11 protein-coding genes and 1 pseudogene are annotated in these 12,555 nt (G+C 44.9%); 9 read left to right on the forward strand and 3 right to left on the reverse strand.

The features are described from left to right. Window positions 1–178: 178 nt before the first annotated feature. The gene (locus tag I1A59_RS08025; RefSeq protein ID WP_196092260.1) at window positions 179–1,165 is read left to right on the forward strand and encodes an MFS transporter; all 987 of its coding nucleotides are present in this window, start codon (window positions 179–181) and stop codon (window positions 1,163–1,165) included. Between the two features lie 578 nt (window positions 1,166–1,743). Here the strand turns inward: I1A59_RS08025 and leuS are convergent. After that, window positions 1,744–4,245, reverse strand: coding sequence for a leucine--tRNA ligase (leuS, locus tag I1A59_RS08030; RefSeq protein ID WP_196092269.1), 2,502 nt, complete (start codon window positions 4,243–4,245; stop codon window positions 1,744–1,746). Window positions 4,246–4,424: 179 nt separating this feature from the next. On the opposite strand from leuS, the pseudogene I1A59_RS08035 reads away from it, so the two are divergent. Continuing rightward, window positions 4,425–4,592 (forward strand): annotated as a pseudogene (locus I1A59_RS08035) (helix-turn-helix transcriptional regulator); the annotation flags it as partial. A gap of 52 nt (window positions 4,593–4,644) precedes the next feature. Here the strand turns inward: I1A59_RS08035 and I1A59_RS08040 are convergent. After that, entirely contained in the window at window positions 4,645–6,534 is a 1,890-nt protein-coding gene (locus I1A59_RS08040; RefSeq protein WP_196092261.1) for a M13-type metalloendopeptidase, read from the reverse strand. Between the two features lie 178 nt (window positions 6,535–6,712). On the opposite strand from I1A59_RS08040, the gene tpx reads away from it, so the two are divergent. The 4 genes from tpx (at window position 6,713) to I1A59_RS08060 (ending at window position 9,518) form a co-directional block, all read left to right on the forward strand. Continuing rightward, entirely contained in the window at window positions 6,713–7,204 is a 492-nt protein-coding gene (gene tpx / locus I1A59_RS08045; RefSeq protein ID WP_196092262.1) for a thiol peroxidase, read from the forward strand. A 119-nt stretch (window positions 7,205–7,323) separates the two neighbouring features. After that, on the forward strand, window positions 7,324–7,524 hold the full coding sequence (locus tag I1A59_RS08050; RefSeq protein WP_196092263.1) for a helix-turn-helix transcriptional regulator: 201 nt from the start codon (window positions 7,324–7,326) through the stop codon (window positions 7,522–7,524). Further along, window positions 7,517–8,203, forward strand: coding sequence for an Rgg/GadR/MutR family transcriptional regulator (locus I1A59_RS08055; protein WP_196092264.1), 687 nt, complete (start codon window positions 7,517–7,519; stop codon window positions 8,201–8,203). The genes I1A59_RS08050 and I1A59_RS08055 overlap by 8 nt, the downstream gene beginning before the upstream one ends. Before the next feature lie 337 nt (window positions 8,204–8,540). Beyond that, window positions 8,541–9,518, forward strand: coding sequence for a YdcF family protein (locus I1A59_RS08060; protein WP_196092270.1), 978 nt, complete (start codon window positions 8,541–8,543; stop codon window positions 9,516–9,518). A gap of 42 nt (window positions 9,519–9,560) precedes the next feature. Here I1A59_RS08060 and I1A59_RS08065 read toward each other — a convergent pair whose 3' ends face one another. Beyond that, window positions 9,561–9,866 carry a type II toxin-antitoxin system RelB/DinJ family antitoxin gene (locus I1A59_RS08065; protein ID WP_196092265.1) on the reverse strand — a complete coding sequence of 102 codons (306 nt, stop codon included), beginning with the start codon at window positions 9,864–9,866 and terminating at the stop codon, window positions 9,561–9,563. Window positions 9,867–10,063: 197 nt separating this feature from the next. Here I1A59_RS08065 and hslO point away from each other — a divergent pair, with 197 nt between their 5' ends. From hslO to I1A59_RS08080, 3 genes are read left to right on the forward strand one after another with little or no spacing between them, the layout of a single operon-like run. Further along, window positions 10,064–10,939, forward strand: a complete 876-nt coding sequence (gene hslO, locus I1A59_RS08070; RefSeq protein ID WP_196092266.1) for an Hsp33 family molecular chaperone HslO — start codon at window positions 10,064–10,066, stop codon at window positions 10,937–10,939. Further along, window positions 10,923–11,903 (forward strand): tRNA dihydrouridine synthase DusB, encoded by a 981-nt coding sequence (gene dusB, locus I1A59_RS08075; RefSeq protein ID WP_196092267.1) that lies wholly within the window; start codon window positions 10,923–10,925, stop codon window positions 11,901–11,903. Before hslO ends, dusB begins: the two co-directional genes overlap by 17 nt. Before the next feature lie 48 nt (window positions 11,904–11,951). Then, on the forward strand, window positions 11,952–12,296 hold the full coding sequence (locus tag I1A59_RS08080) for a helix-turn-helix domain-containing protein (protein ID WP_196092268.1): 345 nt from the start codon (window positions 11,952–11,954) through the stop codon (window positions 12,294–12,296). The last annotated feature ends 259 nt before the right edge of the window (window positions 12,297–12,555 follow it).

Consider the following 12,555-nt stretch of genomic DNA (forward strand, 5'->3'; position numbering starts at 1 on the left):
TTACCGGTTTCATAAAGGCTTACGATGGTTTCTTTGAATTCTTTACTATACTTTTGTGACATATGGACTTCTCCTTTGGTTTGAGATAATTCTACCAAATCGTGTCCATGAAATCATACTAACACCAGTCACTCCCCTAAATCAGACTTATAATGGAGAAAAAATAAAGGAGAACAAGATGAATCTTAAGAAGTACAAATTATACACCGCTACCTTTTTCAGTAATCTGATTTCAGATTTAGGTGATACACTCTACAGTTTAGCCCTCATGAACTATATTCTGCTGGTGCCTGAAAAACAAGCAGCGATTGCGCTCGTCAGCATTTCTGAGTCTCTTCCTATTATTTTCAGCGTTTTTCTCGGCTATTGGGCAGATCAGACTCAGCAGAAAGTGCTAGCCATCATTAGTAGTCAACTGTTCCGATTTCTGCTCTATCTTGGAGCCGGTTTTCTCCTACAATTTAATCCTGCCCTCATCCTCGTTATCAGTTTGGTTGCTATCAATTTCTTTTCTGACCTAGCTGGTAAATATGAAAATAGTCTCTTTCTTCCAATTCAAGTACAGCTACTTCCCGAAGCTGATAGAGAACAAATCTTAGGCACCAGTCAAGGAGTAGTTTCTAGTGCCGCAATCCTATTTCAAGCAATGGGAGCTATTTTAGTAACCTGGATTTCTTTTAGCCAGCTCGCCTTTCTCAATGCAGGAACTTTTCTCCTAGCTGCTGGAATTCTTTTCCTGTTTAAAACACAACTCGATAAAATTCTATCTTATCAAGACAGCACTCCTCGCAAGCCACAGCCATTTTTCGCTATGTTCCAACAAGCTCTAAAAGATGTTCGAGAATCCCCTCAAATTCTACCCTTAATAACGATCCTATCCAGTATCAATGCTTTGTTTTCCATTCTCATTCCACTTATTTTAGCCATTATGGCTATTAACGAATCCTTTTCCATTATTAACCCCGCTGCCACTGTCGCTGGCATCTCTATTCTCATTTCCCTAAGTTCAATACTGGGAAACATCTTAGTGAGTACTGCACTTAAGGGTTGGAAGTTATCAAGGTTTATCTTTTTAACAGCGGTCCTATCCCTTCCCCTATTTGGTTTCCTGATTCTGCAACAAGCTTGGCCTGTTTTCGTTTGCATCACCCTCATGGGAACCTGATGGGCTGTGTCGGTCCGAAAATATCTGCATTTTTACTCAGTCATCTACCCACTGAACGTCTAGGAATTCTTAACGCAAGTATTGGAACTTTTTTACAAGGAAGTATCCTTCTAGCCCAATTGTGTTTCTCTACCCTTCTGGTTCTTCTCCCGCTTAACTGGATCTTATTGATTGGATTTATCTGTTCTTTAGCACTGGTAGTTTTTGTGGGGAAACACAGATATGATATGTAAAAGGAGGTACACAGGAACCCTAACATTTGACAAAACCTATCCTTCCTGTACAATAAAGTTACAGGAAAAACGTTCATAGCAACGCCAAACCCCTAGACTGTTGCCGCAGTTCTAGGGGTTTTTACGTTCAAATTTGATTAACGAGCGCATTTAGGCTGGCAAACTTATTTTTCCTTGCTATCCAGCCATTTGCAGATGAAATAGAGCAATAAGCCAGATATCACATCCGCTACGATAACAAGTAAGACGTCAGGAAAACCCAGGTAGCCTATCCTAAAATAATCCATTCTTCACCTACAAAAACCTTCCAAGGCCTTTCTGCCTTGGAAGGTTTTCACTTTTCGGTTATTTCACCACAATATTAACCAGTTTGTTTGGTACTGCGATGACTTTGATGATTTCTTTTCCTGCAATTTCGGATTGAACTTTTTCGTTGGCGAGGACTGTTGCTTCGAGGTCTTCTTTGGAAAGGTCTTTGGCAACCATGAGTTTGGCGCGGACTTTCCCTTTGATTTGAACGACGATTTCAACTTCGTCTTCGATTAAGAAGCTCTCATCATAGCTTGGCCATGCTACATAGCTGATGGACTCGCCTAAAGCAGTCAAGGTTTGCCAGAGTTCTTCAGCCAAGTGTGGCGCGAATGGTGCCAAGAGTTGAACAAAGCCTTGGGCATAGCCTTTGTAGAGCTTGTCAGCCTTATTAGCCGCATTGACGAAGATCATCAATTGGGCAATGGCTGTGTTGAACTTGTAGTCTTCAATCTGCTCGGTTACAGCTTTAACGGTTTCGTGGTAGACCTTGTCTAGCTGACCATCGTTTTGGTCAGTGATTTCCTTGCTGGTGATGAGGCGGTAAACCCGATCCAAGAATTTCCGACTTCCTTCCAGACCTTCTTCACTCCAAGCGATGGAAGCATCCAATGGCCCCATAAACATTTCGTAAACCCGCAGTGTGTCAGCCCCGAATTGCTCAATCACATCGTCAGGGTTGACGACGTTTTTGAGGGATTTGGACATCTTAGCTGGTGTTTGTTCCAACTCTTCACCGGTCTCAATATTAAAGAAGGATCCATCTCGTTTTTCAACCTTATCGCTTGCGACCAAAGCACCTCGGCCATCACGATAACTGGTTCCCAAAATCATACCTTGGTTAAAGAGTTTTTGGAATGGCTCCTTGGTTGGTACCACGCCGAGGTCATAAAGGAACTTGTGCCAGAAGCGGGCATAGAGCAAGTGTAAAACGGCATGCTCGGCACCACCGATATAGATATCGACTGGCAACCACATCTTGAGCAAATCCTCATCGGCTAATTTCTCTGTGTTATGAGGATCGATGTAGCGGAGGTAATACCAGCTGGAACCAGCCCATTGCGGCATGGTGTTGGTTTCCCGACGCCCTTTGACACCATCTTCACGTGTTACTTCTAACCAATCGGTGAGGTTGGCCAATGGGCTTTCCCCAGTACCAGATGGTTTGATATCATCTGTTTTTGGAAGGACAAGCGGTAGCTGGTCTTCTGGAACAGCTGTGGAAGTCCCATCTTCCCAATGGATGATCGGAATTGGTTCACCCCAATAACGTTGGCGACTAAAGAGCCAGTCACGTAGACGGTAGGTGATGGTCTCTTCGCCCATCCCTTTTTCTTCTAACCATGCCGTCATGCGGGCTTTAGCCTCTTCGGTATTTAAACCATCTAAAAACTCCGAATGAATATGCGGCCCATCTCCGGTATAGACTTCCTTCTCAACATCGCCACCTTCAATAACAGGGAGGAGCGGAAGATCATAAACCTTCGCAAATTCCCAGTCACGCGCATCATGAGCAGGAACCGCCATCACCGCACCTGTTCCGTAGCTAGCCAAGACATAATCAGCGATCCAGATTGGAATTTCTTTGCCGTTGGCAGGGTTGATAGCATAAGCACCCGTAAAGGCACCCGTCTTCTCCTTGGCCAAATCTGTCCGAGCCAAGTCAGACTTGAGACTAGCCTGACGCTTGTACTCAGCCACTGCCTCTGCCTGCTCAGGTGTTGTTATCACATCCACCAAGGCATGCTCCGGAGCCAAAACAGCATAACTAGCCCCAAAAAGCGTGTCTACACGGGTTGTAAAGACAGAGAAAGTCTCCTCATGCCCCTTAATCTTAAAATGAACAGTCGCCCCAGAAGACTTACCAATCCAGTTCCGCTGCATATCCTTGATAGACTCAGGCCAGTCTAACTCTTCCAAGTCTTCCAACAGACGATCCGCATAGGCTGTAATCTTCAACATCCACTGACGCATTGGCTTGCGGACAACCGGATACCCCCCACGCTCAGAAGTCCCATCAGGAAGCACCTCTTCGTTGGCAATCGCAGTCCCCAACTCTTCGACCCAGTTAACCGGCACTTCAGCTTCATAAGCCAAGCCTTTCTCGTAAAGCTTGGTAAAAATCCACTGCGTCCACTTGTAATAATTCGGATCAGTAGTGTTCACCTCACGATCCCAGTCATAAGAGAAACCAAGCGCATTAATCTGACGCTTAAAGTTAGCAATATTCTCCGCTGTAAACTCCGCAGGGTCATTCCCCGTATCCATAGCATACTGCTCCGCAGGAAGACCAAAAGCATCCCAACCCATTGGGTGAAGAACATTATAGCCTTGAGCGCGCTTATAACGACTCAAAATATCCGTTGCTGTGTAACCTTCTGGATGCCCTACATGAAGACCCGCACCAGACGGATATGGGAACATATCCAAAGCATAAAACTTCGGTTTATCCGCATCCGTTCCAGTCCGGAAAATTTGATTCTCCGCCCAGAACTTCTGCCATTTCGGTTCAATTTCTTTGTGATTATAAAAGCTCATCATCTGCCTCACTTTAACAATAAATTACCCCTATTATACCATGAAAAAAGTAGAGCAGCCAAGCGATTCCCGCAGATTTGTTGGAATGAGGAAATGTAAAAGATACTAATTATTCTAAAAACACGTTAAGTCTTTGATAGAATGTAAATAGAGAGTAAACTAAACTTACATAGCTTCTTAATGAACAAGGACTCAGCCAACAAAAGCTCGGTGAACTCGCCGGCGTCAGCCAACCGGTCATAGCTCGGATGGAGACCGGTAAAACCAGTCCACAATTGGATACTGTCCTAAAAGTTTTAGCCAGTCTGGGCAAAACGCTGGCAGTCGTTCCCTTAGATAAAGCCTGAAAAAAGCATCCGTCTCAAATTCGAGACAGGATGCTTTTTTGTCCTCGTTTTTTTACCAAATCTGAATGCGATCGGCTGGGTCTCGCCACATGCCATCTTGGTCTGTAACATCGAAGGTTTGGAAAAACTCATCGAAGTTTGGCAATTGGAGGTTGACACGCAGTTTAGCTGGTGCGTGAACATCCACGGCTGCCATCATTTGCATGAATTCTTCCCGGCCTTTCATGCGCCAGATAAGCGCGTGGTTTTCGAAGAAGGCTTGAGCGGAGTAGTCTGGGTCTTGCTTAGCTGCTTCGAGGGCTGCTGAGAGTCCACCAAGATCCGCGACATTCTCCGACACGGTTAACTTACCATTGACCTTTGCGCCATAAGAATCCTGTCCTTCAAAGAGATCCACCACTTTTTGGGTTCTTTCTTGGAAGGAATCATAATCGGCTTGGGTCCACCAATTATTGAGGCTGCCGTTTTCATCGAAAGAGGCACCGTTGGTATCAAAGGCATGGGAAATTTCATGGGCAATAACGGCTCCAATTCCACCGTAATTGGCAGAGGAAGATTGGTTCAAATCATAGAATGGAGCCTGCAAGATCGCTGCTGGAAAGACAATTTGGTTCTTCTGTGGGTTGTAGTAGGCATTGACCATATGGGCAGGCATTCCCCACTCCTTATCGTCCACTTCCTGATTCCACTTGGACCAGGCGTGTTTGATGGAAACACGTCCCAAAGCTTGGGCATTCTCGAAGAGAGATAGAGCTGGATCTACTTTCTTGTCTGCATAATAAGCCGGTAGTTCTTCCGGATATCCAATGTAAGGGCGAATGACATTGAGTTTAACAATGGCCTTTTCACGAGTTTCTGGACTCAACCAATCATTGTTCTCTAAGCGACGCTTATAAACCTCAATCATTTGCTGAATCTTAGCTTCCACATCCGCTTTTGCTTCCGGAGAGAAGTAATGCTCCGCATACCAGAGACCCAAGGCTTGATTGAATGGTCCCTGTGCCAAGTAATAAGCAGCCTTTTGCGAACTCATTGGAACAGGAGTTCCAGAAAGGGCCCGACTATAGGCACCAGACAAGACCCGAATCTCATCTGTCAAATAGGCATCCGCTTGCCCAACCACTCCCAAGACCAGACTTGCCTTAAGATATGGCCAAGCTTCTTCTGAATAGAAAAGCTCAGAAGCCTTCCAAAAACGCTCTTCTGGTACAATCACTTGATCCGGTTCCTGACCAAGAATTTCTTGGAAAACATCACCTAACGGAAGCTCTGGAACCATGGCCTTAAAATCCTCCCAAGCATAAGGGTGGTAGAGTTTCGCATATTCAGATGATTCTTCACTAGAAAGGACCACTCCCGCAATCCGACGGTCCAATTCCAAGCTCTTATCAAGGAGATCCGCAATTTCTTCGTCAGTAAATGGGAATTTAGCCAGAAGCTCCTCCATAGAAGAACGCCAAAGAGCCAACAACTCTTCTTTCTGCGGATGATCTTCCGCATAATAAGAAGTATCCGGTAAAATAGTTCCAGGCGCATCTGCCCACAAAACATTAATCCGAGCATTCATAAAGTCCGGAGCGACACCAAAAGGAAGGAAATTCGGTGTCCCCGCCATCTCAAACTCCGCCAGACGCTGACGATAGTCCTCATAAGTCAGGTTCTTATATTCTTCTAGGAGGGGTAAGACAGGAGCAACACCATCTGCATCCCGCTTCTCATAATCCGAAGCCAAGCGATGGAAAGCTACAAATTCCTTCAAAACAGAATCCTCAGGTAGATCCTCACCTGCCAACCACTGATCCGTTTTCTCCAAGAACAGCTCTTCAATCTCATCTGCCAGGTCCATAAAACCACCTGTGCGAGATTTGTCCTCAGGAATAACCGCAGTCGCAGCCCACTCACCATTGATTGCATCATAAAAATCATCTTGTCGACGTACCATATGAAACCTCCATTCTTTTCCTACTATCATACCATAAATAGGCAATCCCCAACATGACAAGAATGTCAGGGTGGAAAGCTCAACGAACAGCCCCCAACATTTCCCCCTTAAAAGAAATCACCTCATCAGCTTTTTCCCCACATTTAGGATAAAATGAAAGAAAAGAAAGGAGTTCCCTATGCCACAATTTCTCGGACAAGAAGTCCATCTTATCGGTACCCGCCCCCAAATCGGAGATTTGGCTCCTGATTTCACCCTCCTTAACAAGGATTTAGAAAAAGTTAGTTTAGCTGATTTCCAGGGAAAGAAAAAGGTTCTTAGCATTGTCCCATCCATTGATACAGGAGTCTGTTCGGTACAAACTCGGCAATTCAATGGCAACCTTGCGGATCGCGAGGACACAGCCATTATTACGATTTCCATCGACACTCCCTTTGCCCAAGCTCGCTGGTGTGGGGTCGAGGGTCTAGACCAAGCGGTTATGCTTTCTGATTACTTTGACAATTCCTTTGGAAAAAGCTACGGTCTTCTCATGGAAGAATGGCACATCCTCTCGCGCGCCGTTCTGATTCTCGATGAAAGCAACACGGTTCGTTATGTCGAATACCTCGAAGATGTCCACCAAGAACCCGATTACCAATCTGCCATTCAGGCCTTGGATACCTTATAATCTATTAATCCGCTAGAAATCTAGCGGATTTTTTCAGCGATCAGCTGCCATAAAAACCCTAACTTCCTAATTTGTACTTGTTTGGTATACTGATACTAACAATTCTTTAGGAGAAGCCCATGAACGAATTAGGAAGCGCTTTTAAGCAAATACGCCATTCCAAAAAACGATCCCTTAGGCAAGTCGCAGGGGATACTATTTCCCCTGCTCAGCTCTCTCGTTTTGAAAATGGGAAAAACGACCTATCGGCCACAGCCCTTTTCAAAGCCTTAGAAGCCATGCACACGGAAGTCGATGAATTTCTTTTTCTGGGTGATTAAACATCACACCAAAAGTCCGCTTTTCCACTTAATCGACCAAATGCTAGGCGCTGACATAGACCATCTAGAAAAAATGTATCAGGAAAATAGGAAAAATTGGCAGGCAGATCCCGACAATCAGACGGCTGCGCTGCACTGCCTGATTCTAAAAGGTTATATGCGTGGAATTGACGATGCTATTCTTCTTTCCAAGGAGGAGGAGACCTTCCTCCATAACTTTTTATTCACAATTGATATTTGGGGACATTATGAACTGACCCTCTTTTCCTACTGCTCAACCCTACTGTCAATTCCGCTCCTAACCCGCTACACACAAGAACTGTTAAACCGAAGTGAGTTCCTCAAAGACATCAAACACAATCGAAACACAATCCACACCTTGCTTTTAAACGGTTATCTCCGTTGCATCGGGGAAGAGGATTTCGAACACGCAGCCATTTTTAACAACTATATCCACAAGCATTTTTATACCGAAAACGAGACCTACTTTCGCATCGTCCATCACTGGGCTAGGGGCTGGGAGCAATGCAAACAAGATTCCAAGTCCGAGGGAATTGCCAAAATGAAGGAAGCCATTTCGATTTTCCGAATTCTTGGTTGTGATGCTTCCGCTGATTATTACCAAAGGACTTTAGATGAGGAACTTAATAACGAACCCCCTATTCTTCCAAGAACGTAAGGTTTCTTCCATTTTTTCATGGTATAATTTAGGAAGCAAAACAAATAAAGGATTGACCATGAATCAACTCTACCTTCTTATTCTCGGCTGGATCTCAGCCGGTATTTTTGGCTATCTGAACTGGAAAAAGCCTAATACTAACCTCACTCCCATCTTCTTGGGAGTAACTGGAATTATCCAAACCCTTTACCCAACCTGGCCTTTGGGGTTAGCCTACTCCCTGATGCTCCTCTGGAATGTTTGGCGACCTGAGCGGGAACAAATCTCCATCTGGCAGATGTTGCCCTTCTTCTTTTTAACCATCTTTGCCATTCCCAATCCTCTTTGTTGGGGATACATGCTAACCTGGTCTTTTTTCCGGGATAATCGCAGTCTGTTCAACCCCATCGTGATGATGATTTTCCTCATCTTCAGCTATCTTTACCTAGCCCAACTGAGCGCCGAGTTAGGCTTGGAAACCATCAGCAATATTTTCACAGGAGTCCTCTTCATACTCCTGCCTTTGCTGATTTTAGCCGGTGGATTCTTCCTCATTTACAATGGTTTCGTCCTTCTCCGCAAGGAGGGGCGCTCCAAGGCCAACTACTTCTCCCTCTTTCTGGGCCTTGCTGTGGTGCTCTTTTATGCCCTCGTCCTCGTGCGGCTAACCTATTATGAATTTTTCCTCCAACACCCGCTCCTCGATATCCCCTATTTCATCGCCATTTACACCTATATCCTTTTTGGGATTACCTTTACTGGATTTTTGATTTATTCTTGGTTGTATTTGCATTTGCCCAAAAAGAAAAAATATGACTTTATCATCATCCATGGGGCGGGTCTCCTAGGAGGCGAAAAGGTAACTCCTCTGCTCCGGAAGCGGGTAGATAAAGCCATCGAGGCCTATCGTCGATCCAAAAATCCCGCTGTCAAACTCATTGCCAGCGGAGGTCAGGGACCTGACGAGAAAATTAGCGAAGCCCAAGCCATTCAAAACTACATTCTTGAAACCACCGACATCCCAGCAGAAGCCATCATCTTAGAAGATCGCTCGGTCAACACCTACCAAAACCTCCTCTACTCAAAGAAATTAGGAGAACAACTGGTCACAGACCCACGCTTCCTCTTTGTCACCAATGATTACCATGTCTTCCGAACCAGCATCTACGCCCAACAAATCGGCATGAAAGGTGATGGACTTGGATGTAACACAGCCAGTTATTACATCCCCAGTGCCTTCTTACGGGAATTAGTGGCCATTATCGTTCGCCTCAAATGGCTCTACGTGGCCCTCTACGCCCCATTCTTCCTACTTTTGTGGGTTGGGTATCATTAATAAACAGCCAAGAGGTTGGGTCTAGCGCCCCAACCTCTTTTATCATTTCCACCTATTTTCAAAATCTTCCATAACTTGAGATAGACTACGCCCGGGATCTATTTCTGCTTCTTTGTAAGCAGAAACCAGCATATCTTTCAGCTCCTGGGAGGTTAAGTGGTCAACCTGAATTCGTCTAGGTCCTTTATCCAAGGATAAATCAAATGGAACACTTTTCTTGATTGCCACTTGTTTCAGCAGCAGATTAATCAAGGTTGACATGGGCAGTCCTAGTTTTTGTAAGACTTGTTCGGCGGCAATTTTATCAGCTTCATCAACACGAACATTGATAGTTGCAGTTTTTCCCATAGGTTTACCTCCTTCTTTTGCTCTCATTGTACTACAAATGTATAGTAACTTCCATTACGAACTAGACAAATTGACTTGAAATACCTCAACTAAGTTAAGAATCAACTGGAAAACGAATCCCCATTGTCATTCTTCACAACTCATTTTCTCCGATTGTCAAATGCTTAATTTTTGGGATTTTTGCTATAATGGAAGACATGGATACTTTAATCAAAACAACCGCAAAAAATAGCGCTTTTCGCGCTTTTGTCATCGATGCGACTGAAACGGTGCGTGCTGCTCAAGAAGCCCATCAAACCATGGCCAGTTCCACAGTAGCTCTCGGTCGTGCCCTCATCTCCAATTTACTACTTGCCGCCAATCAAAAAGGCGATACCAAGATGACCCAAAAGATCATCGGGGATTCTTCTTTCGGCCACATTATCTCCGTTGCCGACAGCAAGGGGCATGTCAAAGGTTACATCCAAAATACCGGAGTAGACATCAAGAAAACCGCAACTGGAGAAGTCTTGGTGGGACCTTTCATGGGGAATGGTTACTTTATCGTCATCACAGACTACGGCATGGGCAATCCTTATACGTCCACAACTCCATTGATTAGTGGGGAAATCGGGGAAGATTTAGCCTACTACCTTACTGAGAGTGAACAAACACCATCAGCGGTCGGACTCAATGTCTTGTTGGACGAAAACGACAAGGTCAAGGTGGCTGGAGGCTTCATGCTTCAGGTTCTTCCTGGTGCCAAGGAGGCAGATATCGCTCGCTTTGAAAAGCGCATCCAAGAAATGCCTGCCATTTCGACTCTCTTGGAATCGGATGACCATATCGAAGCCTTGCTGGGGGCTATTTATGGGGAAGATGAATTTACCCGCCTGAGCGAAGAAAAGGTCACTTTCAACTGTGACTGTAGTCGGGAACGGTTCCTAAACGCCTTAGCTAGCCTTCCAAATCAGGACTTGCAAGAGATGGCAGACCAAGATCAGGGTGCAGAAATCACCTGTCAATTTTGCCAAAAAGAATATAAATTTACCGATAAAGATTTAGAGGAACTCATCAATGAAAAATCTGAATAAACCTTTCAATATTGGAAATGTCGAGATCCCCAATCGGACCATCCTAGCGCCAATGGCTGGGGTAACCAACTCGGCCTTTCGAACCATTGCCAAGGAACTTGGAGCTGGTCTCGTGGTCATGGAAATGGTCTCCGATAAAGGAATCCAATACAACAACGAAAAAACGCTCCACATGCTCCACATCGACGAGGGGGAAAACCCTGTGTCGATCCAGCTTTTCGGAAGCGACGCAGATAGTCTGTCACGCGCTGCCGAGTTCATCCAAGAAAACACTCGGACCGACATTGTGGATATCAACATGGGCTGTCCTGTGAACAAGGTTGTGAAAAACGAAGCCGGTGCCAAATGGCTCAAGGATCCAGACAAAATCTACCACATCCTTAAGACGGTTAAATCCCATCTAGATATCCCACTTACTGTTAAAATGCGGACGGGTTGGGCTGACCCAAGCCTAGCTGTTGAAAATGCCCTCGCAGCCGAAAGCGCTGGTGTAGATGCACTGGCTATGCACGGACGGACCCGGGAACAAATGTATACCGGAGTAGCCGATCTAGAAACCTTGCAGACAGTCGCTCAAGCCCTCACCAAAATCCCCTTCATCGCTAATGGAGACATCCGAACAGCTGAGGATGCCAAACAACGCCTGGAAGTGGTCGGTGCCGATGCCGTAATGGTCGGACGTGCCGCAATGGGGAACCCCTACATTTTCAATCAAATCAACCACTATCTGGAAACTGGAGAACTCCTCCCAGACCTTAGCTTCGAAGACAAGATGCGCATTGCCTACGAACACCTCCGTCGCTTGATCGACCTCAAAGGTGAGTACGTCGCTATCCGCGAATTCCGTGGCCTCGCTCCCCACTACCTCCGTGGTAGCTCTGGTGCAGCCAAACTACGCGGTGCCATCTCACGCGCAGAAAACCTAGCCGAAATCGAAGAACTCCTTCAATTACAGGGAGTTTAAGACTGCCTAAAACGTGATCAGCTTCAGAACCTAAAATATAGCGGCTGTGTGGTTTTTACAGCGGAACATATTAACGAATTAGAAATAGCCCTTAAAGATAAGTCACTAGCTCCTTTTCATAAGCGTATCCAAGCCGTGTATTTTAGAAGTCAGGATAAAACCTACTCAGAAATTAAACAATTACTCAAACTATCTCATGATATAGTTTGGCGATTGGTCACTAAATATGAATCAGATGGTTTATCAGCTCTAACAAAAGATAGGCGTGGAGGTCGACGTAACGCTTATCTATCTTTTGAAGAGGAAGCTGAATTTTTACAAAATGAATTGGAATCTGCTCATGCTGGAGAGATTGTGACTGCTAGTCATTTACATCAAGCTTATCAAAAGTAGCTTTCTACAATCTTTTAAAACGTCACAGACGGCGAAAGAGTACTCCTCATCCACAACATCCTAAATAATCCTGAACCCTGACAAGGGTTTAAGAAAATTTGAAACGTCTATAAGAAAAAACCATTCAACTGTGACAATGTCATTAAGTTAAGGATTTCGAAAGCTCCTAAATCGAGCTTTCGAAATCTTTTTTTGCTATACTTAGGCTCAAGGAGGTGGATAGAATGCCAAATCAAGTAAAGAAGCAACTACGAAATAG

Source organism: Streptococcus sp. NLN76, from assembly GCF_015686645.1.
Lineage (GTDB): Bacteria > Bacillota > Bacilli > Lactobacillales > Streptococcaceae > Streptococcus.

What these genes read in the sequence shown, in the direction of transcription:
- I1A59_RS08060 (WP_196092270.1), top strand. Translation starts at nt 8,541, where the DNA reads ATGCTAACCTGGTCTTTTTTCCGGGATAATCGCAGTCTGTTCAACCCC.
- leuS (WP_196092269.1), bottom strand. Translation starts at nt 4,245, where the DNA reads ATGAGCTTTTATAATCACAAAGAAATTGAACCGAAATGGCAGAAGTTC.
- I1A59_RS08025 (WP_196092260.1), top strand. Translation starts at nt 179, where the DNA reads ATGAATCTTAAGAAGTACAAATTATACACCGCTACCTTTTTCAGTAAT.
- I1A59_RS08050 (WP_196092263.1), top strand. Translation starts at nt 7,324, where the DNA reads ATGAACGAATTAGGAAGCGCTTTTAAGCAAATACGCCATTCCAAAAAA.
- tpx (WP_196092262.1), top strand. Translation starts at nt 6,713, where the DNA reads ATGCCACAATTTCTCGGACAAGAAGTCCATCTTATCGGTACCCGCCCC.
- I1A59_RS08040 (WP_196092261.1), bottom strand. Translation starts at nt 6,534, where the DNA reads ATGGTACGTCGACAAGATGATTTTTATGATGCAATCAATGGTGAGTGG.
- I1A59_RS08065 (WP_196092265.1), bottom strand. Translation starts at nt 9,866, where the DNA reads ATGGGAAAAACTGCAACTATCAATGTTCGTGTTGATGAAGCTGATAAA.
- dusB (WP_196092267.1), top strand. Translation starts at nt 10,923, where the DNA reads ATGAAAAATCTGAATAAACCTTTCAATATTGGAAATGTCGAGATCCCC.
- hslO (WP_196092266.1), top strand. Translation starts at nt 10,064, where the DNA reads ATGGATACTTTAATCAAAACAACCGCAAAAAATAGCGCTTTTCGCGCT.